Consider the following 26,368-nt stretch of genomic DNA (forward strand, 5'->3'; position numbering starts at 1 on the left):
CGAGCCCTACGCAAGTAGCCTCCGCCGGCGGCTACGACACGATGTCCTTGCGGGAGAAGTTCCTGAAGGCGAGCGCGAACAGCACCAGGGCGTATGTCACCGAGACGGCCGCGCCCTTCACCATGCCGTTCCACTCCAGCTGCGGCTGCAGCGCGTCGATCCATGCGAACTGCCAGTGCGCGGGCAGCACATCACGCCACGACCCGAGCGCCGTGACCGCATCCAGCACATTGCCGATGATCGTCAGTCCGACCGCTCCACCGACCGCGCCCAGCGGGGCGTCGGTCTTGGTGGACAGCCAGAACGCAAGCCCTGCGGTGACCAGTTGGGAGAAGAAGATGAACGCCACGACCAGCGCCAGCCGCGACACCGTGTCACCGGCTGCCAGGGAGCCGCCCGTGGGCAGCTTCAGCGGTCCCCAGCCGTATGCCGCGGTGCCCGCCGCCAGGGCCACCAGCGGCAAAAGCACCATGGCTGCCGCGCTGAAGCCGAGCGCCACCGCCAGCTTGGACCACAGCAGCCGGGTGCGCGGGACGGGGGCTGCCAGCAGATAGCGCAGCGAGGACCAGTTGGCCTCCGAGGCCACGGTGTCTCCGTGGAAGAGGGCCACGGGCACCACCAGCAGGAAGCCCGCAGAGACGAACAGACAGGTGGCGGCGAAGTTCGCGCCCGACGCGGTGGCCGTGTCGATCAGAGTGATCCGGCCGTTCTCCCCGCCGTCCGGGGTGCCGCCGATCGCGAAGGCGGCGATCAGAATGAGGGGCAGCGCGGCCAGCACCCCGGCCATCACCAGCGTCCGCCTGCGCTTCAGCTGCCGTACCGCCTCGACACGCAGCGGCAGGGTGTGCCGTGCCCGGTAGCCCGGGGCCGAATCGACCAGCGTGCTCATGCGGATCCTCCGATCAGGTTGAGGAAGGCATCCTCCAGGCGGCGGTGCGGACCGACGCCCGTCAACGGCACGTCCAGCCGCACGAGTTCGCCGATCATCCCGGTGGCGGTGGCCCCGTCGAGCCGTACGAGCAGTCCTTCGTCCGTACGGGCCGCCGAACCGATCCCCGGCAGCGCGGCGATCTTCTCGACCACCGGCTCCGGCACCTCCTCCGCGGTGGTGACGAGCAGCGTGTCGCTCTCTCCGGTGATCTCAGCGACCGGTCCCGCCTGCACCAGCCGGCCGCGGTCCATGACCACCAGATGGGTGCAGGACTGCTCGACCTCGGAGAGGAGGTGACTGGAGACGATGACGGTCCGGCCCCCGGCCGCGTACCGGATCATCACGTCCCGCATTTCGCGGATCTGGGGCGGGTCGAGTCCGTTCGTCGGCTCGTCGAGGATCAGCAGATCCGGCATGCCGAGCATGGCCTGGGCGATGGCCAGTCGCTGCCGCATGCCCTGCGAGTAGGTGCGTACGGCGCGGGCGAGGGCGTCGCCGAGACCCGCGATCTCCAGGGCCTCCTCGATGTGCGCATCGCTCGCGGGCCGGCCGGTGGCCCGCCAGTACAGCTCCAGGTTGTCGCGGCCCGACAGATGCGGCAGGAAGCCGGCGCCCTCGACGAACGCGCCGACCCGGGAGAGCACGGGCGCGCCCGGCCGGATGGCGTGGCCGAAGACGCGGATCTCGCCCTCGTCGGGCCGGATGAGCCCCATCAGCATGCGAAGGGTGGTGGTCTTGCCCGCGCCGTTGGGTCCGAGAAGGCCGAGGACCTGCCCCTTCTCGACACGGAAGGACAGCTCCCGTACGGCATACCGGTCCGCGGACTTGGCGTACCGCTTGGTCAAGCCGGTGATCTCCAGGGGCACTTCGGCACGCTCGGGGTCGGGTGCCGGGGCGAGGGCCCGGCGCCGGGCGGTGAGCAGCAGCGCCGCCGCGATCAGTGCACCCGCGGCCGGGAGCGCCCAGGTCCACCAGGGCAGTCCCGCGGCCTGGGTCTTCACGGCGGGCGCGCTGGGCACGGCGAGCGCGCCCGCATCCAGGAGGGAGACGGTGTACGTGGCGGGGGCCGCCGGCGAGGCATAGCCGAGGTCCGTCGCCGAGAGGACAAGACGCAGCCGGTGTCCGGCGTCGACGTCGTGGTCCACGGCGGGCAGGGTCAGTGTGACGTCCTTGCCCCGCTTGGCGTTCTCGACTCGGACCGGCGCGACGAGCTGGGAGGGCAGCACCTGTTGGCGGCCGTCGGGCCCGACGTCGTACACCTTCCCGAACAGGACGGCGTCGCCGCTGCTGGAGGCGACCTTGACCCGGACGGTCGGCGAGCCCGTGATCCGCAGCGACCGAGCCAGCGGCGCGGAGTCGAAGCGTGCGAACTGGCCGGGGAAGTCGAGCGAGAGGCCGAGACCGAGAGAGGAGAGCCGGCCGAGTCCGCCGCCGAGGCCCGGGACGGCGGAGATGGCGGGCGGGCCCGCGCCGGCCGGGTTGACGAAGCGCTGCTCGCGGCCGGTGAGCGGGACCGGCTGTGCGCCGCTCGCGAGACCCGGGTAGCTGTCGCCGGTCGCGCCGCGCAGCAGGGCTTCGCCGTCGGTGGAGTCGACGCCTCCGGTGCGGCTGACGCGGAATGCGGGTCCGGTGCCCGCGCCCTTGTCCTGCCCCAGATACCGGTCGAACCAGTCGCCGATGCGGCCCTCGACTCGGCCGGTCTCCCGGTCGCCGCCGTCGTGCCCGCCGGCGATCCAGTCGACCGAGACGGGTGCGCCATTGGCGCTGATCCGCTTGGCCATGGCGTCGGCGTGCGAGAGCGGGAAGAGGGAGTCGGCCTGGCCCTGCACGATGAGCGCGGGCACCTTGATGCGGTCGCCGACGGCGGAGGGACTGCGGCTTTCGAGGAGCGTACGGGCTGCGGCGTCGGGCTTTCCGGCAACGGCGACGCGCTCGTACATGCCGCACAGCGCTGGCTGGAAGCGCCCGCAGCCGCCCGGGTTCGCGGGGCCCGCGGCCGCATCGGCCTTGGCCGCTCCGGCGGCTGTGGCCGCGTCGCCGGCAGTCGCGGGACCGGCCGGGGCGTCTCCCGCGGGGGCGTCGGCGGGGGCGGCTCCGTCCGTGCCGGCCGCGGAGCCGGTGGAGAAGAAGATTCCGGCCCAGAGCTTCTTGAAGACGCCGTTCGGGAAGAGGGCGTCGGCCAGGTTCCAGTAGGTGATCTGGGGGGCGATCGCGTCGACGCGCTTGTCGTGTCCGGCGGCGAGCAGCGAGATCGCCCCGCCGTAGGAGGAGCCGGTGATGCCGACGCGCGGATCGCCGTCCGCGTCCAGCCGCACCTCGGGCCGTTTGGCCAGCCAGTCGATCAGCCGGGAGACGTCCTTGACCTCGAATGCGGGATCGTTGAGCCCGATCTGCCCGGTGGACGTGCCGTGGCCGCGGGCGGACCAGGTCAGCACGGCGTATCCGTCGCGGGCCAGCTTCTCGGCCTGGGCGCGGACATCGTCCTTGCTGCCGCCGAAGCCGTGCCCGATGAGCACGGCGGGCCGGCGCTCAGTGCCGCCCGTCGTGAAGTAGGAGGTGTCGATCTTCGCCCCGGGCATTTCCTGCACCCGGTCCTCACGGTGCACGGCCGGTGCACCGTCGTCGGCGACCGCGGTCCAGGTGCCCGCGCCGGCGAGGACGGCGAAGGCGGCCACGCCTGCGAGCCATCGGCCGCGCGGCCGGGGAAGTCGGATCTGCATGGTTGAACCCTAAGCGGATCCCCTGTGCCGTCTCGGCTGCCGCCAGGCGGAACTCATGAGCCTCCGCAAGTAGTACGGAGTACGGTCGCCCTACACCAGACGCGGTACGCACCCCCGTAGGGAAGGGGCCAGGAAAGGGATCCGTATGGACATCCGGCGCGCGACGACCGTGGCCGAGCTCACCGCGGCCGAGCACCTGTACGACGGCCCGGCGCGTGCGGAGTGGGCCGAGCGCTTCCTGGCCGCCCCCGGGCATCTGATGCTGATCGCGTATGTGGAAGGGGCACCGGCCGGGATGGTCTCGGGCATCGAGATGCTCCATCCCGACAAGGGCTCGGAGATGTGCCTGTACGAGCTGTCGGTGGACGAGGCGTACCGCAGGCGCGGCATCGGAAGGGCGCTGGTCGAGGCGTTGCTCAAGGTGGCGCGGGAGCGGGGCTGCTACGACATGTGGGTCGGCGTGGATGCGGACAACGACCCGGCGCTCGCGACGTACCGCTCGGCGGGGGCGAAGGACGACGGCGTGTTCGCGATGCTCACCTGGGACTTCCTTCAGGCATAGCCTCCGGAATGCGACATTCCGCAACGTTTCCACTCGACCTGATGAGTGTTCACAATCCGGCGTCCCGCCATGTCTTACACATTCCGCTCTCTTGTGTTGCAGGTCACGTCACGAGACCCTGGTCAGCGCATATGCACCTCCTGACACCATGCACGACCGTACTTGCCCGTCCTCCGGTCAACGAAAGGTCAGGTGCACGAGATGAGAAGCACTGCCCGCCGCTATGGGGCGCTGATACCCGCAGTCGCCCTTGCGGCCGGTCTCCAGTTCGCCGCCTCCCCCACCGCGCAGAGCGCGACCATCGGCGATCTCCGTCTCGCTCCCACTGCAACTGCCATACAGAACAGCTGGATTGTCGTCCTGAAGGACGGCTCGACGCACGCCGCCGATCTGGGCGTCACGCCGAAGCACACCTACCGCAGCGTCCTCGAGGGCTTCTCCACGACGATGTCCCGCGCGAAGGCGGCAGAGCTTGCCGCCGATCCGCGTGTGGCGTACGTCGAGCAGAACTCCACGGTCCGCCTCAACGAGACCCAGGCCAACGCGACCTGGGGCCTCGACCGCGTCGACCAGCGGAATCTTCCGCTGTCGAAGTCGTACACATACAGCACATCCGCGTCGAATGTGAACGCGTACATCATCGACACCGGGATCCGCACGTCCCACAGCGAGTTCGGCGGCCGCGCGAGCGTCGGCACGGACACGGTGGGCGGCGGCCAGAACGGCCAGGACTGCCAGGGCCACGGCACGCATGTCGCGGGCACGGTCGGCGGCAAGACATACGGCGTCGCCAAGGGCGTCAGACTCATCGCCGTACGGGTGCTGGACTGCAGCGGCTCCGGCACGACGGCGGGGGTCATCGCCGGCGTCGACTGGGTGACTGCCAACGCCAAGAAGCCGGCCGTGGCGAACATGAGCCTGGGCGGCAGCGCGAACACGTCGCTGGACAACGCGGTGAAGAAGTCCATCGCCTCGGGCGTCAGCTACGCGATCGCCGCGGGCAACGGCATCATCCTCGGCCTGCCGGCGAACGCCTGTAACTACTCGCCGGCCCGCGTCCCCGAGGCGATCACGGTCGGCGCCACGGACAGTTCCGACCGGCGGGCGTCGTTCTCGAACTACGGGACGTGCCTCGATCTGTTCGCGCCGGGCGTGAACATCACCTCGGCGTGGAAGGACAACGACACGGCGACGAACACGATCTCGGGCACGTCGATGGCCACCCCGCACACGGCGGGCGTCGCCGCGCTCTATCTGTCGACGCACGCCACCGCTACCCCGGCGCAGGTCCGGGACGCACTGGTGAACAACGCGACGAGCGGCAAGGTCCAGGACCCGCGGACCGGGTCACCGAACAAACTGCTGTACTCGCTTTTCTAGACCCGCTCTTCCGGCAGACCCGCTCTTCCGGCAGACCCGCTCTACCGGCAGACCCGTTCTTCCGGCCGAGCAAATGCCCGAGGAGCGCCTTCCCAGCCGGGTACGGGCGCTCCTCGGGCAGCATCCTGCTTGCCGGCTTCGCCTACTGCGACTCCGAATGCTCATGACCCATGCAAGGGCGCGCGCCTTTGCACCAGCCGCCTGCCCGGTCGTGTGCCGGTCGGGTGAGGGTGATGTGGCGTACGAGCTGATGGAAGCAGACCATGGACGCGAGGGCGGGGAGACCGGCGACAGCCGCTCCGCTGACGGTCCTGGGCGCCTCGGCAATGCACGTAAGAACGGCGACTCCGCAGAAGAGCACGGCGAAGGCCCAGGAGTGCGGAGCGCTGCGGCGGTGCAGCGCGGCGCGCAGGATCGAGAGGGATGCGACCATCCACGGTCCGTACACCAGCATCGGCCACCAGGGCGCCAGGCCGTGGGCGCCACCGGGGACAGCGACCTGTCGCAGGATGTCGTGGGTGAACAGGCCCCCGAGGACGCTCACCATGGCAATGATGACCGTGCTCACCGCCGCGATGGCGTAGCTGAGGGACTGGTTGCGAGTGAGCGTCCACGCTCTCGTCTTCACCTTGTGCATCGGGCGCCGGCGGTGACAGGACGGGCCGATGGTCGGGGGCCGCAGTTCCATGACCGGCTTCGGCAGGTCCAGGGGTTCGGGGGCTTCCTGCAGCAGCTGCGTCAGTTCGACGTCCGGTTCCCAGCGCCCCTGCAGAACATCTAGGTCCGGGGCGGAGATTGGTTCCTGCACGAACGCGGAAGGGTAGCCGTCCCACTGGCCGGGGAGGGTGGCGTACGCCTCGCCGTATTGCTCAGCGGCAACACCGTACGTGCCGAACTGGTCATATCTGTCATGCATGTGGTTCCTGCCGTGGACGATGGAGGAGGTAGAGGCTGAGGCCGCTCCCGCAGCGGGCCGCAGCTGTAGCGTGCGAGCGCACGCGCGGCGGTCACGCCGGGGAGCGACGGGCGTAATCGGCCTCGATCTGCTCCATGGCCGCCATGAAGTCCGCCAGTTCCGGGTTCCACGGCCGGACCAGGGCGGCGGCACCTTCTGCGCTGGTGTTCATGGGCCGCAGGAGCGATCCCTCGGAATGCGAGTTGAGCAATTGGGGCTGTGCGATAGGCGTTTTCACAGACCTCTCAACGACAACCGCGCCCCGCCCGCTGTCGGCCACCTGGATGACAAATAAATAGGAATTAGAGGAAATCTGCTCTCCCAGTCGGCGAGGCCCTGCCTCGGCGCGCCGCGGGTGAACTGCGTTCTCTTTTCAGCGAGTTGGGTGAGCATCCATGAAACAGGACCGGCCCGTACGGATGAACGTTCCGTACGGGCCAGGTGCCTGTTGGCGGTCAGTGGTTGCGGGGGAAGCCCAGGTCCACGCCCACCGGGGCGTCCGAGGGGTCCGGCCAGCGGGTGGTGACGACCTTGCCGCGGGTGTAGAAGTGCACGCCGTCGTTGCCGTAGATGTGGTGGTCGCCGAAGAGCGAGTCCTTCCAGCCGCCGAAGGAGTGGTAGCCCACCGGGACCGGGATCGGGACGTTCACGCCGACCATGCCGGCCTCGATCTCCAGCTGGAAGCGGCGGGCCGCGCCGCCGTCGCGGGTGAAGATGGCGGTGCCGTTGCCGAACGGGGACGCGTTGATCAGGGCCACGCCGTCCTCGTACGTCTCCGCGCGCAGCACGCACAGCACCGGGCCGAAGATCTCGTCGCGGTAGGCGTCCGAGTCGGTCGAGACGCGGTCCAGGAGCGACAGGCCGATCCAGTGACCGTCCTCGAAGCCGTCGACCGTGTAGCCGGTGCCGTCCAGGACGACCTCCGCGCCCTGGGCCGCCGCGCCCGTGACATAGGAGGCGACCTTGTCGCGGTGGGCCTTGGTGATCAGCGGGCCCATCTCGGACTCCGGGTCGTTGCCGGGGCCGATCTTGATCTTCTCGGCGCGCTCGCGGATCTTCTGGACCAGCTCGTCGGCGATGGAGCTGACCGCGACGACCGCGGAGATCGCCATGCAGCGCTCACCCGCGGAGCCGTACGCAGCGGAGACCGCAGCGTCAGCGGCCGCGTCCAGGTCCGCGTCCGGGAGGACCAGCATGTGGTTCTTCGCGCCGCCGAGCGCCTGGACGCGCTTGTGGTTGGCGGAGGCGGTGGTGTGGATGTAGCGGGCGATCGGGGTGGAGCCGACGAAGGAGACCGCGGCGACGTCCGGGTGGGCGAGCAGCGCGTCGACCGCGACCTTGTCGCCGTGGACGACATTGAGCACGCCGTTGGGCAGGCCTGCCTCGGCGGCCAGCTCCGCGAGGAGGTTGGACGCCGACGGGTCCTTCTCGCTCGGCTTCAGTACGAAGGTGTTGCCGCAGGCGATGGCCAGCGGGAACATCCACATCGGGACCATCGCCGGGAAGTTGAACGGCGTGATGCCCGCGACGACGCCGATCGGCTGGCGGATCGCGGACACGTCGACCCGGTTGGAGACCTGGGTGGACAGTTCACCCTTGAGCTGGGTGGTGATGCCGCAGGCCAGCTCCACGATCTCCAGGCCGCGGGCGACCTCGCCGAGCGCGTCGGAGTGGACCTTGCCGTGCTCGGCAGTGATCAGCGCGGCGATCTCGTCGCGGTGCGCGTCGAGGAGCGCGCGATAGCGGAAAAGGATGCTGGTGCGCTGCGCGAGCGAGGACGTGCCCCAGGTGGCGTACGCCTCCTTCGCCGCCGTGACGGCCGCGTCGACCTCCTCGGTCGAGGCCAGCGCGACCTGGGTGGTGACGGCGCCGGTCGCCGGGTCGGTGACCGGGCCCCAGTTGCCGGACGCGCCCTCGACGGTCTTGCCACCGATCCAGTGGTTGACGGTCTTCATTTCGTGCTCCTTCACAGATGGCGGCGTCACAGATGGCGGCGTCGGGCTGCGACCTGCCGGTCGTACTCCTCCCGGGCCTTGACCGCCGACGGCCGGGTCGCGGTCTCGGCCACCGGAACATCCCACCACGCCTGCGCGGGAGGCGCGCCCGACACAGTGTCTGCCGTTTCGGTCTCGACGTAGACACCTGTGGGAACGTCTGCCGCCCGCGCCTCGGCGAGGGCTTCGCGCAGGTCACGCACCGTCTTGGCGCGGATCACGCGCATCCCCAGCGAGGCGGCGTTGGCGGCCAGGTCGACGGGGAGCGGGGCGCCGGTGTACGTACCGTCGTCGGCCCGGTGGCGGTAGGCGGTGCCGAAGCGCTCCGCACCCACCGACTCGGAGAGGCCTCCGATGGAGGCGTACCCGTGGTTCTGAAGGATCACCACTTTGATCGGGATGTTCTCCTGGACTGCGGTGACGATTTCGGTGGGGTTCATCAGATACGTACCGTCGCCGACGAGCGCCCAGACGGGCCGTCCGGGCGCGGCCATCCCCACGCCGATGGCCGCGGGGATCTCGTATCCCATGCAGGAGTAGCCGTACTCGACGTGGTACTGGTCGGCGGAACGGGCCCGCCACAGCTTGTGCAGGTCGCCCGGGAGCGAGCCCGCGGCGTTGATCACGATGTCGTCGCCGGTGACCAGCGTGTCCAGTACGCCGAGCACCTGGGGCTGGGTGGGGCGGGTGTCCAGGTCCTCGGCCTCGTACGCGGCGTCGACGCGGTGCTCCCAGCGCTCCTTGTCGTCGGCGTACTCCGTCTCGTACGCGGGCTCCACGTGGAAGCGCGTGCCCAGCGCGCCGGCCAGCTCCTCCAGGGCGGTGCGGGCATCCGCGACGAGTGAGAGTCCGGACATCTTGTGGGCGTCGAAGGCGGTGATGTTGATGTTCAGGAACCGGACGGCCGGGTTCTGGAAGAGGGTCGCGGAGGCGGTGGTGAAGTCGGACCAGCGAGTGCCGACGCCGATCACCAGATCTGCGGTACGAGCCAGTTCGTCGGCCGTGGCAGTGCCGGTGTGGCCGATGCCGCCGACGTCGCAGGGGTGGTCGTGGGGCAGCGAGCCCTTGCCCGCCTGGGTGGAGGCGACCGGAATACCGGTCGCGTCGGCGAAGGACCGCAGGGCTTCCTCGGCCTCGCTGTGGTGGACGCCGCCGCCCACGACGATCAGGGGGCGGCGGGCCGCGGTCAGCGCACGGCGCGCGGCGTCGAGCGCGTCCAGGTCGGGCCGGGGTCGGCGCACCTGCCAGACGCGCTCGGCGAAGAACTCCTCCGGCCAGTCGTACGCCTCGGCCTGCACGTCCTGCGGCAGCGCGAGTGTGACCGCGCCGGTGGCGGCGGGGTCGGCGAGCACACGCATGGCCTGAAGGGCGGCCGGGATCAGCGCCTCGGGACGGGTGACGCGGTCGAAGTAGCGGGAGACCGGGCGCAGCGCGTCGTTGACCGACACATCGCCTGCGTACGGGAGTTCGAGCTGCTGGAGGACCGGGTCGGCGGGGCGGGTCGCGAACACGTCCCCGGGCAGCAGCAGGACGGGCAGCCGGTTGATGGTGGCGAGCGCGGCGCCGGTGACGAGATTGGTCGCGCCGGGGCCGATGGAGGTGGTGACGGCATGGGCGGAGAGGCGGCGGGACTGGCGGGCGTAGCCGACGGCGGCATGCACCATGGCCTGTTCGTTGCGTCCCTGGAAGTACGGCATGCCGGTGGCGGGTGTGGCGGACATGGCGGACGTGCTGGACGTGGCAGGCGTGGCGGACGCGCCGGACTCGAGGAGCGCCTGGCCGAGTCCGGCGACATTGCCGTGGCCGAAGATGCCCCAGGTGGCGTTGATCAGGCGGTGCCGGCGACCGTCGCGCTCGGTGTACTGGCGGGCCAGGAAGGCGACGAGGGCCTGGGCGACGGTGAGTCGACGCGTACTGCTCATCGGGGGCCTTCCTTGGCGTCGGCTTCGTACAGAGGCAGTCGGGGGTCGACGGGCTGCGTCGGCCAGGTGTCGCGGATCCAGCCGTGGTCCGGGTGGTCGCAGATCAGCCACTCGCGCTTGTCGCCCGGGCCGGCCATGACGTTCAGGTAGTACATGTCGCGGCCGGGCGCGGCGATGGACGGACCGTGCCAGCCGTCGGGGATCAGGACGGCGTCGCCGCTGCGGACTTCGGCGAGGACGTCCGTACCGCCGGGCCGGGACGGGGAGACCCGGTGGTAGCCCATGCCGCCGCGGTCGATCTCGAAGTAGTAGATCTCCTCGAGCTCGGACTCGACGCCCGGGCGGTGCTCGTCGTGCTTGTGCGGCGGGTACGAGGACCAGTTGCCGCCAGGGGTGAGCACCTCGACCGCGATCAGCTTGTCGCAGGCGAAGGTGTCCGCGGCCGCGAAATTGTTGACCTGGCGCGAGCAGTTGCCCGAGCCGCGGAGCTCGACCGGTACCTCCGGCGCGGGGCCGTAGCGAGCGGGGAGTCGTCGCTCGCACTTCGCTCCTGCCAGGGCGAAGCGGCCTCCCGCACCGGAGGCGATCTGTGCATGGGCATCGCGCGGTACGTAGGCGAAGTCCGTCACTCCGCCGAACACGCTTTCTCTGCCCTGCAGTTCAAAGATCTCGCCTTGCGTCTGCACCGTGCAACCGCCGGTGAGCGGCAGCACGATCCACTCACTTTCCCCGGCGGCGAGGGAGTGTGAGCCGCCGGGCTCCAGCTCCAGTACACGGAGGCTGGAGTAACCCCAGCCGGCCTGCTCGGGGTCGACCCGGAGGGCGTAGGGACCGCTCACCGCGCTTCCCGCCGGTACGTACTGCTTCTGGTCGTCGTGGTCGCTCATGACTTCTCCGTACCCCCTACAGCAGTCCGACGGCCGTATCGACCGCCCCGGCAACGTCTCCGTCGACCGGATAGAGCAGCGAGCGTCCCACCACGAGTCCCTGCACGGTGGGCAGTTGCAGCGCACCACGCCATTTCTCGTATGCACCGTGCTGGTCGTCGCCGATCTCGCCTCCGAGAAGGACCGCGGGCAGGGTCGAGGTCTCCATCACGGCCGCCATGTCGTCGGGGTCGTCGGTTACGGGGACCTTCAGCCAGGAGTACGCGGAGGTGCCGGCAAGCCCGGACGCGATGGCGATCGACCGGGTGACTGCTTCGGCGCTGAGATCGTTGCGGAGCAGGCCGTCGATCCGGTGACAGATGAACGGCTCTATGAATACGGGAAGCTGACGCGCAGCCATCTCGTCGACGGCGCGGGCGGTGGAGTGCAGCGTGTCGAGGGAGGCGGGGTCCTGGTAGTCGATACGGAGCAGCAGCTTGCCCGCGTCGAATCCGAGCCGGTCCAGGTCCTGGGCGCGGTGTCCGGTGAACCGGTCGTCGAGCTCGAACGCGGCGCCCGCGAGGCCCCCGCGGTTCATCGAACCCATGACGACCTTGTCATCGAGGGCGCCGAGGAGGAGCAGGTCGTCGAGGATGTCGGCGGTGGCGAGGACGCCGTCGACGCCGGGACGGGAGAGGGCCAGGCAGAGCCGTTCGAGCAGATCGAGCCGGTTGGCCATGGCGAAGCGGCGGTCCCCGACGGCGAGGGCGCCGCGGGCGGGGTGGTCGGCGGCAATGATCATCAGGCGCCCGCTGTCGCCGATGAGCCGGGGTCGCCTGCGCCGCCGGGTGGCGGCCTCGGCGACGGCCTCGGGATGGCGGGTGCGGATCCCGACGAGCTCGGCGATGTCGACGCGGCTCACGAAGCGGCTCCGGGCGGGGGTGTGTCGCCGGGCCGGTACGGCGCGGCGGGTATCGGGACCGGGGACGGCGGGGACGGCACGCTGGGCGACGGGGTCGGGGACGACGCGGCGGACGGGGGCGGTGCGGCGGGCGGCGGGGTCGGGGACGGTGCGGCGGGCGGCGGGGTCGGGGGCGGCGGGACCGGGCCGCCGGTCAGGACCTGGTCGACCTCGGCGGCGTACGGCATCGCGGTGGAGCAGGCGAGGCGGGCCGCGACGATGGCTCCGGCGGCGTTGGCGTACCGCATGATGCGTTCCAACTCCCACCCGGAGAGCAGCCCGTGGCACAGCGCCCCGCCGAACGCGTCCCCGGCACCAAGCCCGTTGACCACCTCGACGGGGACGGGCGGCACCTCGGCCTGCGTCCCGTCCCGGTGTACGGCGAGGACACCTTTGGGGCCCTGCTTGACGACGGCGAGCTCGACCCCGGCGGCCAGGAGCGCGCGGGCCGCGGCGTACGGCTCGCGCTCGCCGGTGGCGATCTCACACTCCTCCAGATTGCCGACGGCGACGGTGGCGTGCGCCAGCGCCTCGGCGTAGTACGGCCGCGCCTCGGCCGGGTCCCCCCAGAACATCGGCCGCCAGTCGAGGTCGAAGACGGTGATGCCGGACCGGTCCCGGTGGGCGAGCGCGGCCAGCGTCGCCGTACGGCTCGGCTCCGCGCACAGGCCGGTCCCGGTCATCCAGAAGACGCGCGCCGCGCGGATTTCCGCGAGGTCCAGCTCGTGCTCATGGATCTCGAGGTCGGGGGCCTTCGGCTGCCGGTAGAAGTAGAGCGGGAAGTCGTCCGGCGGGAAGATCTCGCAGAAGGTGACCGGGGTCGGATAGGCGGCGACCGCGGTCACCCAGCGGTCGTCGACCCCGAACTCCCCCAGCGCCTGGTGGAGATAGTCCCCGAAGGCGTCCTGGCCGGTGCGGGTGATCACCGCCGTCCGCCGGCCGAGCCTGGCCGCCCCGACCGCGACATTCGTGGCCGAGCCGCCAAGGAACTTCCCGAACGTGTCGACCTGCGCCAACGGGACCCCGGTCCGCAGCGGATACAGGTCCACCCCGATCCGGCCCATCGTGATCACGTCGTACGGCTGAGGCATGCGCGTCCCTTCGGTTCGACGCCGGCTGTCCCCAGGTGTAGTGCTCCTTCCTGAACCCTGTCAACATTTTGTCCTTACATTCGGACGAAGGCTTGACACCCTTCCACAGCGGCCGGAAAGCTCGTCCGCATGACCTCATCCGTCCCCTCCCTGAACCGCATCCGGGTCGGCTCGGCCCCCGACTCCTGGGGGGTGTGGTTCCCCGACGACCCTCAGCAGGTTCCCTGGCAACGCTTCCTCGACGAGGTCGCGAGTGCCGGTTACGAATGGATCGAGCTCGGCCCGTACGGCTATCTCCCGAGCGACCCCGAACGCCTCACCGAGGAGACCGCCCGGCGTGGCCTGAAGGTCTCGGCGGGAACGGTCTTCACCGGGCTGCACCACGGGCCGGCCGTCTGGGACAAGACCTGGGCGCACGTCTCCGACATCGCAGCGCTGACCCGGGCCATGGGCGCGGAGCATCTGGTCGTCATCCCCTCCTTCTGGCGCGACGACAAAACGGGCCAGGTGCTGGAGGACCGCACCCTCACCCCCGCGCAGTGGCGCGATGTCACCGCCCAGACCGAACGGCTGGGCCGCGAGGTGCGCGAGCGGTACGGACTGAAGATCGTCGTCCATCCGCACGCGGACACCCATATCGACAGCGAGGAGAACGTCAGCCGGTTCCTCGACGCCACCGATCCCGAACTGGTCTCCCTGTGTCTGGACACCGGGCACTACGCCTACTGCGGCGGCGACAGCGTCAAGCTGATCGAGACCTACGGGGAGCGGATCGGCTACCTCCATCTCAAGCAGGTGGACCCGGAGATCCTTGCCGAAGTCGTCGCGGACGAGGTGCCGTTCGGTCCTGCGGTCGGCCGGGGCGTGATGTGCGAACCGCCGGCCGGGGTACCCGCGCTGGAGCCCGTACTGGCCGCGGCCCAGGCGCTGGACGTCGAACTCTTCGCCATCGTCGAGCAGGACATGTACCCCTGCCCGCCGGACAAGCCCTTCCCGATCGCCCGGCGGACCCGCGGTTTCCTGCGCTCTTGTGGCGCCTGACGCGAACACGCCACTTCCGTGCGGGTTGTTGCCGCCTCATTACGCATGTCCCCGTTTTGCGAGTCTTCCGTCACAGTCGATCAACAGCCCCTCGCCTCGCTCCCCTCGCAGTCGTTCAACGGGTACAGCTCAGTGATCGCCAGCGTCCGCGCTGCAGCTCCCCCGACGGCCCCCCGCGCCGCCGCTGCCGCGCACGCACGGAGGTGCCACACAGATGACGGACAGAAAACTCTGGTCCTACAAGGACATCGCCGCGCACATCCGGGTGCAGCCGGACACGGTCCGCTCCTATCGCAAGCACGGCCTTCTCCCGCCGCCCGACCATGTGGAGGCGGGAAAGCCCTACTGGTACGCGGACACGATCCGCATCTGGGTGGCCAATCGCCCCGGGAACAGGAGCCGCAGGGACTGAGCACCGCGCGGGGCGAGCCCTGGAGTGAGCGGTCCGCCGCGGTATCAGGCTCTGACGCTGTCCCGCGCCCCGTCCGGGTCCGGGTCCGGCTTCAGCTCCGAGTCCGGCTCTGAGCCCGGGTCCCGCTTCGGCTTCGACTCCGGCTCCGGCTCCGGTTGGGAGTCCAACTCCGAGTCCGGCCGCGGTGGCGCGGGCTGCGATATCTCCCCCTCGCTCAGCCCGAATCGCTGATGGAACCGGCGCAGCGGGCCGGGCGCCCACCAGGTCGAGGCGCCCATCAGCTTCATCACCGAGGGGACGAGCAGGCTGCGGACCACCATGGCGTCCATCAGCACTGCCAGCGCGATTCCGAGACCGAGCATCTTCGTGTTGGTCACCCGTGAGGTGCCTATGCCCACCATCACGACCGCGAGGATCACGGCCGCCGCGGTGATCAGCCCGCCGGTGCGCTGGAGGCCGAATCTCACCGCGTGCTCATGGTCGTGGGTGCGGTCGTACTCCTCCTTGATGCGGGAGAGCAGAAAGACGCCGTAGTCCATGGAGAGCCCGAAGGCGATGCAGAACATCAGCACGGGCAGCGTCGTCTCTATGTCACCGGTGGAGGTGAAGGCGAGCAGCCCGGAGAGGTTGCCGTCCTGGAAGACCCAGACGACCGCGCCGAACATTGCCGTCAGACTCAGGGCGTTGAGCACGACCGCCTGGATCGGGATCAGCACACTGCCGGTGAGCAGGAAGACCAGCAGCAGGGTCGCCACTGCGATGATGGCGAGCGCCGGCGGCAGCCGGTCGGCGATGGCGGCCTTGGAGTCCTCCAGCACCGCGGCCCTGCCCGTCACCGAGGTCTCGAACGGGGCCGGGACGTCGCGCAGTTCATGGACGAGCTGCTGCGCCTCCTCCCCCACCGCCTCGCCCTTGGGCTGCACTGTGAAGTAGGCGGTTCCGCCGGAGGTAACGGGACCGTCGACCCGCAGCACCCCCGGAAGGGCGGCGATGCGGTCGCGGTATTCGGCGTACGCGGCGGGCGTCGTCGCGGCTTCGCCGGAGTCCGCCTCCTGGGCGACCACCGCGAGGCCGCCGGCCGGGCTGCCGGGGAAGCCGTCCCGTATCTGCTGCTGGACCACATGGGACTCGGCGGTCGACGGCAGCTGGCGATCGTCAGGGGTGCCGAACTTGACGCCCAGGAAGGGCAGTCCGAGCAGCACCAGACCGGAGACGGTGGCGAAGGCGAAGAGCGGAGCCCGGCGCATCACCAGGGCCGCGACCCTGGCCCACCCGGCGCCGGCCGCTTCCCTGTCCGCACCCGCCTCTTCGGACGATGCGCCGCCCTTGCCCCGGCCACGCCGGAAGAGGCGGCGCAGATCCAGCGCATTGACCCGGTGGCCCAGGAGCATCAGGGCGGCCGGCAGCAGGATCAGCGCGGCGGCCGCGGCAAGCAGCACAACCGCGATCCCGGCGTAGGCGAAGGAGCGCAGGAAGTACTGGGGGAAGACCAGCATCGCCGCCAGCGACACGGCCACGGTCAGAGCGGAGAAGAGAACCGTGCGGCCCGCGGTGCGCAGGGTGATACCGACCGCCTCCCGCACCTCGGCCCCCGCCGCCAGCTCCTCCCGGAATCTGCGCACGATGAACAGGGCGTAGTCGATGGCGAGTCCGAGGCCCAGCGCCGTGGTGAGGTTCTGCGCGAACACCGAGACATCGGCGAACTCGGTGATGCCGCGCAGCACGGCATTCGTCCCCAGGATGGCGACAATGCCGACGCCCAGCGGGAGCAGTGCCGCGATCGCGCTGCCGAAGACCATCACCAGCAGCACCAGCGTCACCGGCAGGGCGATCAGCTCGGCCCGCAGCAGGTCCTCCTGGATGATCGTCGTCATCTCGTGCTGCACGGCGACGGGGCCGCCGATCGAGACCTCCACCGGGCCGTGCGCACCCCTGAAGTCGGGCGCGATCCGCTCCAGCACCTCGGCCCTGGCCTTCTCGTCGCCCTCGATCCGGGCCGCTATCAGCGCCTGCCGGCCGTCCTCGGCGCGCAGCGCGGGTGAGCCGGTCTGCCAGTACGAACCGACACCCGTGACATCCTTCTCTGCGGCGAGGCGCTCCGCCAGCCGCCGCCCCTCGGCTGCGACCGCCGGGGTGTCCACGCTCGCCCGCCCGCTGTCCACGAGCAGCAGCAGATTCGGCTGCGATGCGGGGAACTCCCGCTCCAGCGCGGCCGTCGCATACGTCGACTCGGCAGCCGGGTCCTCCCAGCCGCCGCTGCCCATGCGCTCGGCGACCCCGCTGCCGGCGAACACGGCGAGTGCGGTGAGCACCAGGGCGGTCAGCAGGGAGAGCCGCGGCCGCGCGGTGACGAAGCGGGTCCATCCCCCGACCGGCGGCGGGCTGTTGACTTCAGACATGGTGCGGTGTCCCCTTCACCGTGGCCCATGCGCAGGCTTCCCGGCAGGCAGCATGAGTCGACCATTGCCATAGACTGGCAAACACGAGCTATCGCTCGCATTAACCAAGAATGCGAGCGCCCACTCGCGTTTGTCAACCGCACCAGGAAAGCTGGGGATTTCACGTGCCGCAGCCCACGACGCCGGAGCCCGCCGCGACGACTGCCACCGGTGCGGCCGCCGCGGCCGAGGGAACTTCCGGACCGGCCTCGACCACAGGGACCAGCAGGACCCCCGGGACCGGCAGGACCCCCGGGACCGGCAGCACCTCCGGGAGCAGCAGCACCTCCGGGGCCGCCAAAGCCCCCGGGACAGCCTCCAGGGCCGCCAAGCCGCGCCGCCGTCAGGCCCGCGGCGAGCGCCGTATCGCCCAGCTCCTCGAAGCCGCCGCGAACGTCTTCTGCAGCAGCGGCTACACCGCCGCCAGCACCAACGCCATCGCCCGCGAGGCCGGCGTCTCCCCGGGCACGCTCTACCAGTTCTTCCCGAACAAAGAGGCCATCGCCGTCGAGCTCGGCGGCCGGCTCCTCGATCAGTGGCGCGAGTCCCACGGCGCGGCCCTGACCGCCGCCAACCTCAACCTCCCGCTCGACGAGCTGCTCGACGCGGTCCTCGATCCACTCTTCGCGTTCAACCACGAGAACCCGGCCTTCGCCGTCCTGATGCACGGCCCCGACATCCCCGGCCAGATCACCCAGGAGTTCAACGCCCTGCACGCGGGGCTGCTCACCCGGATCGAGGAGATCATCGCGGGCTACCTCCCCGACGCCCGGCCCGCCGAGCTCTCCCGCACCGCCGCCACGATCTTCGCCATCTTCAAGGCCGGCCTGGATCTGGTCCTCACCCACGAGGGCGAGGAGCGGCAGGCGTACATCACGGAGGTCAAGAAGGTCATGTTCGGGTATCTGAACCCGATCGTCGGCGAAGCCGTGCTCGCCACGACGGAGCGGCGAGACGCGTCGCCAGGGTCGCATTAATACCCCCTAGGGGTATAGTCTGGTGAGCGTCGCAGAGCTACGGCATTCCCCCGTCTCTCCGACACCATGACCTCGTACGTGTACCCAGTACGTGTTGCACCCTCGAAGAGGAGAACGCCATGACCGCCGAGACGAAGACCGAGACCGCCCAGGCGACCGGCTCCTGCTGCTCGTCCGCCGGCTCCTGTCACGACGGCGCGGCCGACGTCCGGATCGGTGGCGTCACCACGGTCTACCAGGTCACCGGTATGACCTGCGGCCACTGCGAGGGCGCGGTCGCCGGCGAGCTCTCCGAGCTGCCGGGCGTCACTTCCGTGAAGGCGGTCGCCGCAAGCGGCCAGGTGACGGTGGTCTCCGACGGCCCGCTCGACGAGACGGCCGTGCGCGAGGCCGTGGACGAGGCCGGATACGAACTCGTCGGCCAAGCCTGAGACCGGGCACCGGACGCCCAGCACCGGGCACCGCGCACCCAGCACCGGGCACCGCTCGCCCAGCACCGGGCACCGCGCCCGCTTCTGCAAAGCCCTCCCGCAGGGCCGTGCCCGACCACAGTCCGATGCTGGTCATGCACGGCCCCGCCACGCCAGTTGTGGAGATGGAGTCCTGAACGTGGAAACCTCCCAGGTCGAGCTCACCATCGGCGGGATGACCTGCGCCTCCTGCGCCGCCCGCGTCGAGAAGAAGCTCAACCGCATGGACGGCGTCAGCGCCACGGTCAACTACGCGACCGAGAAGGCGAAGGTCTCCTACCCGCACGGGCTTGAGATCGCCGACCTCATCGCCACCGTCGTCAAGACCGGCTACACGGCCGAGCGGCCCCCGCCGCCTGCGCCGGAGCTGCCGGACCCCGCTCCCGGCGCGACCTCCGACGCGGCTCCCGCGGCCCCCGCGGCACACGTCGCCCCGGAGTCCGCCGCCCTCCGTCAGCGCCTCACCGTCTCAGCCCTGCTCGCGATACCCGTCGTCCTCATGGCGATGATCCCCGCCCTCCAGTTCGACAACTGGCAGTGGCTCTCCTTCACCCTCGCCGCCCCCGTCGTCGTCTGGGGCGCGCTCCCCTTCCACCGGGCCGCCTGGACCAATCTCCGGCACGGCGCGGCCACCATGGACACCCTCATCTCCGTCGGCACGCTCGCCGCCTTCGGCTGGTCGCTCTGGGCGCTGTTCCTCGGCCACGCCGGCATGCCCGGCATGCGGCACGGCTTCGACCTCACCGTCTCGCGCACCGACGCCTCCTCGACGATCTATCTCGAAGTCGCCGCGGGCGTCACTGCCTTCCTCCTCCTCGGCCGCTATCTGGAGGCCCGCTCCAAGCGGAAGGCGGGCGCGGCCCTGCGCGCCCTGATGGAGCTGGGCGCCAAGGACGTCGCCGTGCTGCGCGACGGTACGGAGGTACGGATTCCAGTCGGCCGGCTCGCGGTCGGCGACCGGTTCGTCGTACGCCCCGGAGAGAAGATCGCCACCGACGGCACGGTCGTCGATGGCGCCTCCGCCGTCGATGCCTCGATGCTGACCGGCGAGTCGGTGCCGCTGGATGTGGCCGCGGGCGACCCGGTCACCGGCGGCTGCGTCAACACCGCCGGCCGTCTCGTCGTCGAGGCCACCCGGGTCGGCGCGGACACCCAACTCGCCCGGACCGCCCGGCTGGTCGAGGACGCCCAGAACGGCAAGGCCGACGTGCAGCGCCTCGCCGACCGGATCTCGGCCGTCTTCGTACCCGTCGTCCTGGTGATCGCCCTCGGCACCCTGGCCGGCTGGCTGCTGACCACCTCGGACGCGACCGCGGCCTTCACCGCCGCCGTCGCCGTACTGATCATCGCCTGCCCCTGCGCCCTCGGCCTGGCGACGCCGACCGCCCTCATGGTCGGCACCGGCCGCGGCGCCCAGCTCGGCATCCTCATCAAGGGCCCCGAGGTGCTCGAGTCGACCCGCCGGGTCGACACCGTCGTCCTGGACAAGACGGGCACGGTCACCACGGGCCGGATGAGCCTTCAGGGCGTGTACGTCTCCGAAACCGCCGATGAGGATGCACTGCTGCGCTTCGCGGGCGCATTGGAGCACGCGTCGGAGCATCCCATCGCCCGCGCTGTCGCAGCGGGAGCCGAGGAGCGCGTCGGCACCCTGCCCGTGCCGACGGCTTTCGAGAACGTCCCGGGCCTCGGCGTACGAGGCGTCGTCGACGGACACCAGGTGCTGGTCGGGCGCGCGCAGCTGCTCGAGAACGCCGGGGTGGAGCTGCCCCCCGAGCTGAAGGCCGCCGCGGCGGAGGGACGTACCGCCGTCTTCGCCGCCCGGGACGGCAAGGCGCTCGGTGTGCTCACCGTCGCCGACGCGGTCAAGGACACCAGCGCCGAGGCGGTGACACTGCTGCGCGGCCTCGGTCTCACCCCGGTGCTGCTGACCGGCGACAGCAGGGCGGTCGCCGATGCGGTCGCTGCCGAGGTCGGCATTGACGAGGTGTATGCCGAGGTCATGCCCGAGGAGAAGGTGGATGTGGTCAGGCGTCTCCAGGCGCAGGGCCGCAGCGTCGCCATGGTGGGTGACGGGGTCAATGACGCGGCCGCTCTGGCCACCGCCGACCTGGGCCTGGCGATGGGCACTGGCACGGACGCGGCCATAGAGGCCGGTGACCTGACGCTCGTACGGGGGGACCTGAGGGCTGCGGCCGACGCGATCCGTCTCGCCCGTCGGACACTGACGTCAATCAAGGGCAATATTTTCTGGGCTTTCGGCTACAACGTCGCCGCACTGCCCCTTGCGGCATCAGGCCTGCTCAACCCCATGATCGCCGGTTTCGCCATGGCCTTTTCGTCCGTATTTGTGGTAGCCAACAGCCTGCGTCTGCGCTCCTTCAGGTGACTACAAGTGGGGCACAAGACCTTCACAAAGAGACCTAGATCACAGATATTTAGGGGTAACCATTCAGGCTCCTCGCGAGTCTAAATTGGCGATGCCGAGAACGTCTTGGGGGACGTTCATGGGATGTCTTGGGGGACGTCCCAGGCAAGCGTTGGCCGGGGCACGTGCCCGGGGAGCTTTGAGCGGCCCTCCCGTGCGTACGTACCCCGGCAGACCGCGTGAGGAGCTTCTGCAGCCAGCAGACGCCCGGCCGGATCCCGTGGGGGGAATCCGCTCCGGGGATATGGGAAGCGCCCCGCCCGCCGACCCGTGGGGGGATCGGCAGCGGGGCGCTTTCCGCTGTCTGTACCTGCGACAGGACCGGTTACGAGGCGCGGACGCGCCCCATGTGCCGGAGTCCTGGTGTCAGCGGGCCTCGACCGGGACGAAGTCGCGCAAGACCTCGCCGGTGTAGATCTGGCGCGGACGGCCGATGCGGGAACCCGGCTCCTTGATCATCTCGTGCCACTGGGCAATCCAGCCGGGCAGTCGGCCGATCGCGAAGAGCACGGTGAACATCTCGGTCGGGAAGCCCATGGCCCGGTAGATCAGGCCCGTGTAGAAGTCCACGTTCGGGTAGAGGTTTCGCGAGACGAAGTAGTCGTCGGAGAGCGCGTGCTCCTCCAGCTTCAGCGCGATGTCGAGCAGCTCGTCGGACTTGCCGAGCGCCGAGAGGACATCGTGCGCCGCAGCCTTGATGATCTTCGCCCGCGGGTCGAAGCTCTTGTAGACGCGGTGGCCGAAGCCCATCAGACGGACGCCGTCCTCCTTGTTCTTCACCTTGCGGATGAAGGAGTCGACGTCGCCGCCGTTGGCCTGGATGCCCTCGAGCATCTCCAGGACCGACTGGTTGGCGCCACCGTGCAGCGGGCCCCACAGGGCGCTGATACCGGCGGAGATCGAGGCGAACATGTTCGCCTGCGAGGAGCCGACCAGACGCACGGTGGAGGTCGAGCAGTTCTGCTCGTGGTCCGCATGCAGGATCAGCAGCTTGTCGAGCGCGGCGACCACGACCGGGTCCAGGTCGTACTCCTGGGCGGGGACCGAGAAAGTCATCCGCAGGAAGTTCTCCACGTACCCGAGGTCGTTGCGCGGGTAGACGAAGGGGTGGCCGATCGACTTCTTGTACGCATACGCCGCGATCGTCGGCAGCTTGGCAAGCAGCCGGACCGTGGAGAGGTGGCGCTGCTTCTCGTCGAACGGGTTATGGCTGTCCTGGTAGAACGTCGACAGTGCGCTGACCACGGAGGACAGCATCGCCATCGGGTGCGCGTCGCGCGGGAATCCGCCGTAGAACCGCTTGACGTCCTCGTGCAGCAGCGTGTGCTGGGTGATCTCACCCCGGAAGCTGGAAAGCTCGTCGACCGTCGGAAGCTCGCCGTTGATCAGCAGGTACGCCACCTCGAGGAAGGTGGAGCGTTCGGCCAGCTGTTCGATGGGGTAGCCGCGGTAGCGCAGGATGCCCTTCTCGCCGTCGAGGTAGGTGACCGCGGATTTATAGGCGGCGGTATTGCCGTATCCACTGTCCAGGGTCACCAGACCGGTCTGGGCTCGGAGCTTCCCGATGTCGAAGCCCTTGTCACCGACGGTGCTGTCGACCACCGGGTAGGTGTATTCACCGTCCGCGTACCGCAGTACTACAGAGTTGTCGCTCACGTCATCCCTCACCGACGTAGTGCCTCTTCTTCGAGGTGCCCTGACTGTCTCTACCATCCCCCATTTGGCTGAGGAGAGTGCACTCGGGGTCGACCATTGGGCCTATCGGCGGCACTCAGTGCCGCCAACCTGCTCATCTTGCCCCGTTCGCCCAGGTTCCGGAAGCCGGGGTGGCGTTTCCCACCCTGCGGGGCCGGGGGGCTTCCCCCGGGCGGCGGAGCCCTCAGTGTCAGCCGCCGGCCAGCCGGTGGTCCACCGCGGTGAAGCGTCTACCCGCGGAAACAGTGCGCACTGCCTGTCCTATCGCCTTACGGGAGCCGACCAGCACGACGAGCTTCTTGGCCCGGGTCACCGCCGTGTAGAGGAGGTTCCGCTGGAGCATCATCCAGGCCCCGGTGGTGACCGGGATCACCACTGCGGGGTATTCGCTGCCCTGCGAGCGGTGGATGGTGACGGCGTACGCGTGTGCCAGCTCGTCGAGCTCGTCGAAGTCATACGGAACCTCCTCGTCCTCGTCCGTCAGCACCGTCAGCCGCTGATCGTCCAGCTGGAGCGAGGTGACCACGCCGACCGTGCCGTTGAAGACGCCGTTCTTGCCTTTCTCGTAATTGTTGCGAATCTGGGTGACCTTGTCGCCGACGCGGAAGACCCGGCCGCCGAATCGCTTCTCGGGGAGGTCGGGCCGAGCGGGCGTAATCGCCTGCTGCAGCAGGCCGTTGAGGGTGCCTGCGCCGGCCGGGCCGCGGTGCATGGGCGCCAGCACCTGCACATCGCGCCGCGGGTCCAAGCCGAACTTGGCGGGAATCCGGCGGGCCGCCACGTCCACCGTGAGCTTTCCCGCGTCCTCCGTCTCCTCCTCCACGAAGAGAAAGAAGTCGGAGAGCCCGGAAGTGATGGGCTGTACGCCGGAGTTGATGCGGTGGGCGTTGGTGACGACGCCGGACTGCTGCGCCTGCCGGAAGATGCGGGTCAGCCGGACATTCGGCACCGGGCCGCCGTCCGCGAGCAGATCGCGCAGCACCTCGCCGGCGCCGACGCTCGGCAGCTGGTCCACGTCCCCCACCAGCAGCAGATGCGCTCCGGGGGCGACCGCCTTGACCAGCTTGTTGGCCAGCAGCAGATCGAGCATGGACGCCTCGTCGACCACCACGAGGTCCGCCTCCAGCGGTCTGTCCCGGTCGTACGCCGCGTCGCCGCCGGGCCTCAGCTCCAGCAGCCGGTGCACGGTGGACGCCTCCGCGCCGGTGAGCTCGGCGAGCCGCTTGGCCGCGCGCCCGGTGGGGGCAGCGAGCACGACCTTCGCCTTCTTGGCGCGGGCCAGCTCCACGATGGAGCGGACCGTGAACGACTTGCCGCAGCCGGGGCCGCCGGTCAGCACGGCGACCTTGCGGGTGAGGGCCAGCTTGACCGCCTGCTCCTGCTCGGGCGCCAACTCCGCGCCCGTACGCTCCGCCAGCCACGCCAGCTCCTTGTCCCACACGACGTCCTGGAAGGCCGGCATCCGGTCCTGCTCGGTCCGCAGCAGTCTGTTCAGCTGGGCGGCGAGCGAGATTTCGGCGCGGTGGAAGGGCACCAGATAGACGGCGGTCAGGGGGTCTCCTCCGTCCGGGGCCGGGACCTGTTCCCGTACGACGCCCTCCTCCTCGCCGGCGAGTTCGGCGAGGCACTCGATGACAAGGCCGGTGTCGACCTGGAGCAGCTTCACCGCGTCCGCGATCAGCCGCTCCTCGGGCAGGAAGCAGTGCCCCTGGTCGCTGGACTGCGACAGGGCGTACTGCAGGCCCGCCTTGACCCGCTCCGGACTGTCGTGCGGTATGCCGACGGCCTGGGCGATCCTGTCGGCTGTGAGGAAGCCGATGCCCCAGACGTCGGCGGCCAGGCGGTACGGCTGGTTCTTCACGACCGAGATCGAGGCGTCGCCGTACTTCTTGTAGATGCGCACCGCGATGGAGGTCGAGACGCCGACGCCCTGGAGGAAGATCATGACCTCCTTGATGGCCTTCTGCTCCTCCCAGGCGACGCCGATCAACTTCGTCCGCTTCGGGCCGAGTCCGGGGACCTCGATGAGCTTCTTCGGCTGCTGCTCGATGATGTCGAGGGTGTCGGTCCCGAAGTGCTCGACGATGCGCTCGGCGATTCTGGGGCCGATGCCCTTGATCAGGCCCGAGCCGAGATAGCGGCGTATGCCCTGGATCGTGGCAGGCAGGACCGTGGTGTAGTTCTCCACCGTGAACTGCTTGCCGTACTGGGCGTGGGAGCCCCAGCGGCCCTCCATACGCAGGGACTCGCCCGGCTGCGCGCCGAGCAGCGAGCCGACCACTGTGAGGAGATCGGCTCCGCCGCGGCCGGTGTCGACGCGGGCGACGGTGTAGCCGGTCTCCTCGTTGGCGTATGTGATCCGTTCGAGGACCCCTTCGACCACTGCGAGATTGGACATGATCCGACGCTACCGCCGGGGTCCGACAGTGCGGGTGGCCTGGGGACAACTCTGCGCCGGGCTGTCCGCTGGGCCGTGCGTCGGGGAGGCCTGTGGCCTGCGGGTGGCCCGGAACGGTCGAGGGGGCCCGGTCCGACGACCGGGCCCCTCCTGTTCCCCTCCGTCAAGGGCTCCCCAGATCCCCCCAGATCCCTCCCCGGGAGCCTTGATGACAGGTACGACCCTCGTCACGCGGAAAGGGTTGCACGACAGCGGACAGTTGTTTTTGCGGAATCCACGCGCCCTCCTGAGACCACAACAAGAGGCCACAACAAAACGGCTACGCCGCGAACTCCTCGTACCGCGTCAGCACCTCCCCCAGGACCTCCTCCCCGTCCCGCGCCCACAGCCCCTCGTTGAACAGCTCCACCTCGATCGCGCCCCCGTACCCCGCCGCCTCCACCCGTTTCCTCCACTCGCGCATGTCGATCGCACCGTCCCCGAGCTGGCCCCGCCCGTTCAGCACCCCCGCCGGCAACGGCGTCGTCCAGTCCGCCAGTTGGAACGCGTGAATACGGCCCGCCGCGCCCGCCCTCGCCACCGCGGCCGGCGCCGCCTCGTCCCACCAGATGTGGTACGTGTCCACCACCACGCCGACCTCCGCCGCCGGGAAGCGTTCGGCGAGGTCGAGCGCCTGCGTCAGCGTCGACACCACGCACCGGTCCGCCGCGTACATCGGGTGGAGCGGCTCGATCGCCAGCCGCACGCCCCGTTCTCCCGCGTAGGGAGCCAGTACCGACAGCGCGTCCGCGATGCGCTCCCGCGCGCCCGGCAGGTCGCGGCTGCCCGCAGGGAGGCCGCCAGAGACCAGGACCAGGGTGTCCGTGCCGAGCGCCGCCGCTTCGTCGATCGCCGTGCGGTTGTCGGCCAGCGCGCGGGCCCGCTCCCCCGGGTCGATCGCGGTGAAGAAGCCGCCCCGGCACAGGCTGGTGACCGCCAGCCCGGCGTCGCGTACGAGCTTCGCCGCCGCCTCGACTCCGTACGCCCGGACCGGTTCGCGCCACAGGCCCACCCCCGAGACGCCCATGCGTACGCATGCCTCGGTGAGTTCGTGGAGGGTGAGCTGCTTCACCGTCATCTGGTTGATG

General features: G+C 70.0%; 19 protein-coding genes. 7 read left to right on the forward strand and 12 right to left on the reverse strand.

All coding sequences use genetic code 11. The features are described from left to right. Positions 1–31: 31 nt before the first annotated feature. Positions 32–889: an ABC transporter permease gene (locus ACZ3H8_RS23680; RefSeq protein ID WP_307663411.1), complete on the reverse strand. Its 858-nt coding sequence runs from the start codon at positions 887–889 to the stop codon at positions 32–34. Next, positions 886–3,651, reverse strand: coding sequence for an alpha/beta fold hydrolase (locus ACZ3H8_RS23685; protein ID WP_467404911.1), 2,766 nt, complete (start codon positions 3,649–3,651; stop codon positions 886–888). The genes ACZ3H8_RS23680 and ACZ3H8_RS23685 overlap by 4 nt, the downstream gene beginning before the upstream one ends. 145 nt (positions 3,652–3,796) lie before the next feature. Here ACZ3H8_RS23685 and ACZ3H8_RS23690 point away from each other — a divergent pair, with 145 nt between their 5' ends. Both ACZ3H8_RS23690 and ACZ3H8_RS23695 read left to right on the forward strand, forming a co-directional pair. Then, the gene (locus tag ACZ3H8_RS23690) at positions 3,797–4,213 is read left to right on the forward strand and encodes a GNAT family N-acetyltransferase (RefSeq protein ID WP_467404913.1); all 417 of its coding nucleotides are present in this window, start codon (positions 3,797–3,799) and stop codon (positions 4,211–4,213) included. A gap of 192 nt (positions 4,214–4,405) precedes the next feature. Further along, entirely contained in the window at positions 4,406–5,593 is a 1,188-nt protein-coding gene (locus tag ACZ3H8_RS23695) for a S8 family peptidase (protein ID WP_467404916.1), read from the forward strand. Between the two features lie 142 nt (positions 5,594–5,735). On the opposite strand, the gene ACZ3H8_RS23700 is transcribed toward ACZ3H8_RS23695, so the two are convergent. The 6 genes from ACZ3H8_RS23700 to iolC form a co-directional block, all read right to left on the reverse strand. Beyond that, complete coding sequence (locus tag ACZ3H8_RS23700) at positions 5,736–6,509, reverse strand: DUF2637 domain-containing protein (protein WP_307663407.1); 774 nt, start codon at positions 6,507–6,509, stop codon at positions 5,736–5,738. Between the two features lie 494 nt (positions 6,510–7,003). Beyond that, entirely contained in the window at positions 7,004–8,503 is a 1,500-nt protein-coding gene (gene mmsA / locus ACZ3H8_RS23705) for a CoA-acylating methylmalonate-semialdehyde dehydrogenase (RefSeq protein WP_467404918.1), read from the reverse strand. Positions 8,504–8,529: 26 nt separating this feature from the next. Further along, entirely contained in the window at positions 8,530–10,464 is a 1,935-nt protein-coding gene (gene iolD, locus ACZ3H8_RS23710) for a 3D-(3,5/4)-trihydroxycyclohexane-1,2-dione acylhydrolase (decyclizing) (protein WP_467404921.1), read from the reverse strand. Next, positions 10,461–11,351: a 5-deoxy-glucuronate isomerase gene (gene iolB / locus ACZ3H8_RS23715; protein WP_467404922.1), complete on the reverse strand. Its 891-nt coding sequence runs from the start codon at positions 11,349–11,351 to the stop codon at positions 10,461–10,463. The genes iolD and iolB overlap by 4 nt, the downstream gene beginning before the upstream one ends. Positions 11,352–11,367: 16 nt before the next feature. Then, complete coding sequence (locus tag ACZ3H8_RS23720) at positions 11,368–12,252, reverse strand: Cgl0159 family (beta/alpha)8-fold protein (RefSeq protein ID WP_307663403.1); 885 nt, start codon at positions 12,250–12,252, stop codon at positions 11,368–11,370. Continuing rightward, positions 12,249–13,382: a 5-dehydro-2-deoxygluconokinase gene (gene iolC, locus ACZ3H8_RS23725; protein WP_467404925.1), complete on the reverse strand. Its 1,134-nt coding sequence runs from the start codon at positions 13,380–13,382 to the stop codon at positions 12,249–12,251. Before iolC ends, ACZ3H8_RS23720 begins: the two co-directional genes overlap by 4 nt. Positions 13,383–13,511: 129 nt before the next feature. On the opposite strand from iolC, the gene ACZ3H8_RS23730 reads away from it, so the two are divergent. Together ACZ3H8_RS23730 and ACZ3H8_RS23735 are read left to right on the forward strand one after the other, a co-directional pair. Further along, positions 13,512–14,423, forward strand: a complete 912-nt coding sequence (locus ACZ3H8_RS23730) for a sugar phosphate isomerase/epimerase family protein (protein ID WP_467404927.1) — start codon at positions 13,512–13,514, stop codon at positions 14,421–14,423. 214 nt (positions 14,424–14,637) lie between these two features. Continuing rightward, the gene (locus tag ACZ3H8_RS23735; protein WP_467404930.1) at positions 14,638–14,835 is read left to right on the forward strand and encodes a helix-turn-helix transcriptional regulator; all 198 of its coding nucleotides are present in this window, start codon (positions 14,638–14,640) and stop codon (positions 14,833–14,835) included. Positions 14,836–14,879: 44 nt separating this feature from the next. Here ACZ3H8_RS23735 and ACZ3H8_RS23740 read toward each other — a convergent pair whose 3' ends face one another. After that, complete coding sequence (locus ACZ3H8_RS23740) at positions 14,880–17,234, reverse strand: MMPL family transporter (RefSeq protein ID WP_467404932.1); 2,355 nt, start codon at positions 17,232–17,234, stop codon at positions 14,880–14,882. Positions 17,235–17,398: 164 nt separating this feature from the next. Here ACZ3H8_RS23740 and ACZ3H8_RS23745 point away from each other — a divergent pair, with 164 nt between their 5' ends. The 3 genes from ACZ3H8_RS23745 to ACZ3H8_RS23755 all read left to right on the forward strand — a co-directional run bounded on the left by ACZ3H8_RS23745 (position 17,399) and on the right by ACZ3H8_RS23755 (position 21,109). Next, positions 17,399–18,250 (forward strand): TetR family transcriptional regulator, encoded by an 852-nt coding sequence (locus ACZ3H8_RS23745; RefSeq protein ID WP_467404935.1) that lies wholly within the window; start codon positions 17,399–17,401, stop codon positions 18,248–18,250. 119 nt (positions 18,251–18,369) lie between these two features. Continuing rightward, positions 18,370–18,681: a heavy-metal-associated domain-containing protein gene (locus ACZ3H8_RS23750; protein WP_467404936.1), complete on the forward strand. Its 312-nt coding sequence runs from the start codon at positions 18,370–18,372 to the stop codon at positions 18,679–18,681. A 214-nt stretch (positions 18,682–18,895) separates the two neighbouring features. Further along, positions 18,896–21,109, forward strand: a complete 2,214-nt coding sequence (locus ACZ3H8_RS23755) for a heavy metal translocating P-type ATPase (protein ID WP_467405441.1) — start codon at positions 18,896–18,898, stop codon at positions 21,107–21,109. A 405-nt stretch (positions 21,110–21,514) separates the two neighbouring features. On the opposite strand, the gene ACZ3H8_RS23760 is transcribed toward ACZ3H8_RS23755, so the two are convergent. The 3 genes from ACZ3H8_RS23760 to ACZ3H8_RS23770 all read right to left on the reverse strand — a co-directional run bounded on the left by ACZ3H8_RS23760 (position 21,515) and on the right by ACZ3H8_RS23770 (position 26,358). Then, the gene (locus tag ACZ3H8_RS23760) at positions 21,515–22,804 is read right to left on the reverse strand and encodes a citrate synthase (protein WP_467404938.1); all 1,290 of its coding nucleotides are present in this window, start codon (positions 22,802–22,804) and stop codon (positions 21,515–21,517) included. Between the two features lie 229 nt (positions 22,805–23,033). Beyond that, positions 23,034–25,241, reverse strand: coding sequence for an SF1B family DNA helicase RecD2 (gene recD2 / locus ACZ3H8_RS23765; protein ID WP_467404941.1), 2,208 nt, complete (start codon positions 25,239–25,241; stop codon positions 23,034–23,036). 319 nt (positions 25,242–25,560) lie between these two features. Then, complete coding sequence (locus tag ACZ3H8_RS23770) at positions 25,561–26,358, reverse strand: sugar phosphate isomerase/epimerase family protein (RefSeq protein WP_467405442.1); 798 nt, start codon at positions 26,356–26,358, stop codon at positions 25,561–25,563. Between the last annotated feature and the right edge of the window lie 10 nt (positions 26,359–26,368).

The sequence above is a fragment of the Streptomyces sp. NPDC002868 genome (assembly GCF_055563295.1).

What these genes read in the sequence shown, in the direction of transcription:
- ACZ3H8_RS23730 (WP_467404927.1), top strand. Translation starts at nt 13,512, where the DNA reads ATGACCTCATCCGTCCCCTCCCTGAACCGCATCCGGGTCGGCTCGGCC.
- ACZ3H8_RS23740 (WP_467404932.1), bottom strand. Translation starts at nt 17,234, where the DNA reads ATGTCTGAAGTCAACAGCCCGCCGCCGGTCGGGGGATGGACCCGCTTC.
- ACZ3H8_RS23680 (WP_307663411.1), bottom strand. Translation starts at nt 889, where the DNA reads ATGAGCACGCTGGTCGATTCGGCCCCGGGCTACCGGGCACGGCACACC.
- mmsA (WP_467404918.1), bottom strand. Translation starts at nt 8,503, where the DNA reads ATGAAGACCGTCAACCACTGGATCGGTGGCAAGACCGTCGAGGGCGCG.
- recD2 (WP_467404941.1), bottom strand. Translation starts at nt 25,241, where the DNA reads ATGTCCAATCTCGCAGTGGTCGAAGGGGTCCTCGAACGGATCACATAC.
- iolD (WP_467404921.1), bottom strand. Translation starts at nt 10,464, where the DNA reads ATGAGCAGTACGCGTCGACTCACCGTCGCCCAGGCCCTCGTCGCCTTC.
- iolC (WP_467404925.1), bottom strand. Translation starts at nt 13,382, where the DNA reads ATGCCTCAGCCGTACGACGTGATCACGATGGGCCGGATCGGGGTGGAC.
- ACZ3H8_RS23685 (WP_467404911.1), bottom strand. Translation starts at nt 3,651, where the DNA reads ATGCAGATCCGACTTCCCCGGCCGCGCGGCCGATGGCTCGCAGGCGTG.
- ACZ3H8_RS23770 (WP_467405442.1), bottom strand. Translation starts at nt 26,358, where the DNA reads ATGACGGTGAAGCAGCTCACCCTCCACGAACTCACCGAGGCATGCGTA.
- ACZ3H8_RS23750 (WP_467404936.1), top strand. Translation starts at nt 18,370, where the DNA reads ATGACCGCCGAGACGAAGACCGAGACCGCCCAGGCGACCGGCTCCTGC.
- ACZ3H8_RS23755 (WP_467405441.1), top strand. Translation starts at nt 18,896, where the DNA reads ATGACCTGCGCCTCCTGCGCCGCCCGCGTCGAGAAGAAGCTCAACCGC.
- ACZ3H8_RS23700 (WP_307663407.1), bottom strand. Translation starts at nt 6,509, where the DNA reads ATGCATGACAGATATGACCAGTTCGGCACGTACGGTGTTGCCGCTGAG.
- ACZ3H8_RS23690 (WP_467404913.1), top strand. Translation starts at nt 3,797, where the DNA reads ATGGACATCCGGCGCGCGACGACCGTGGCCGAGCTCACCGCGGCCGAG.
- ACZ3H8_RS23735 (WP_467404930.1), top strand. Translation starts at nt 14,638, where the DNA reads ATGACGGACAGAAAACTCTGGTCCTACAAGGACATCGCCGCGCACATC.
- iolB (WP_467404922.1), bottom strand. Translation starts at nt 11,351, where the DNA reads ATGAGCGACCACGACGACCAGAAGCAGTACGTACCGGCGGGAAGCGCG.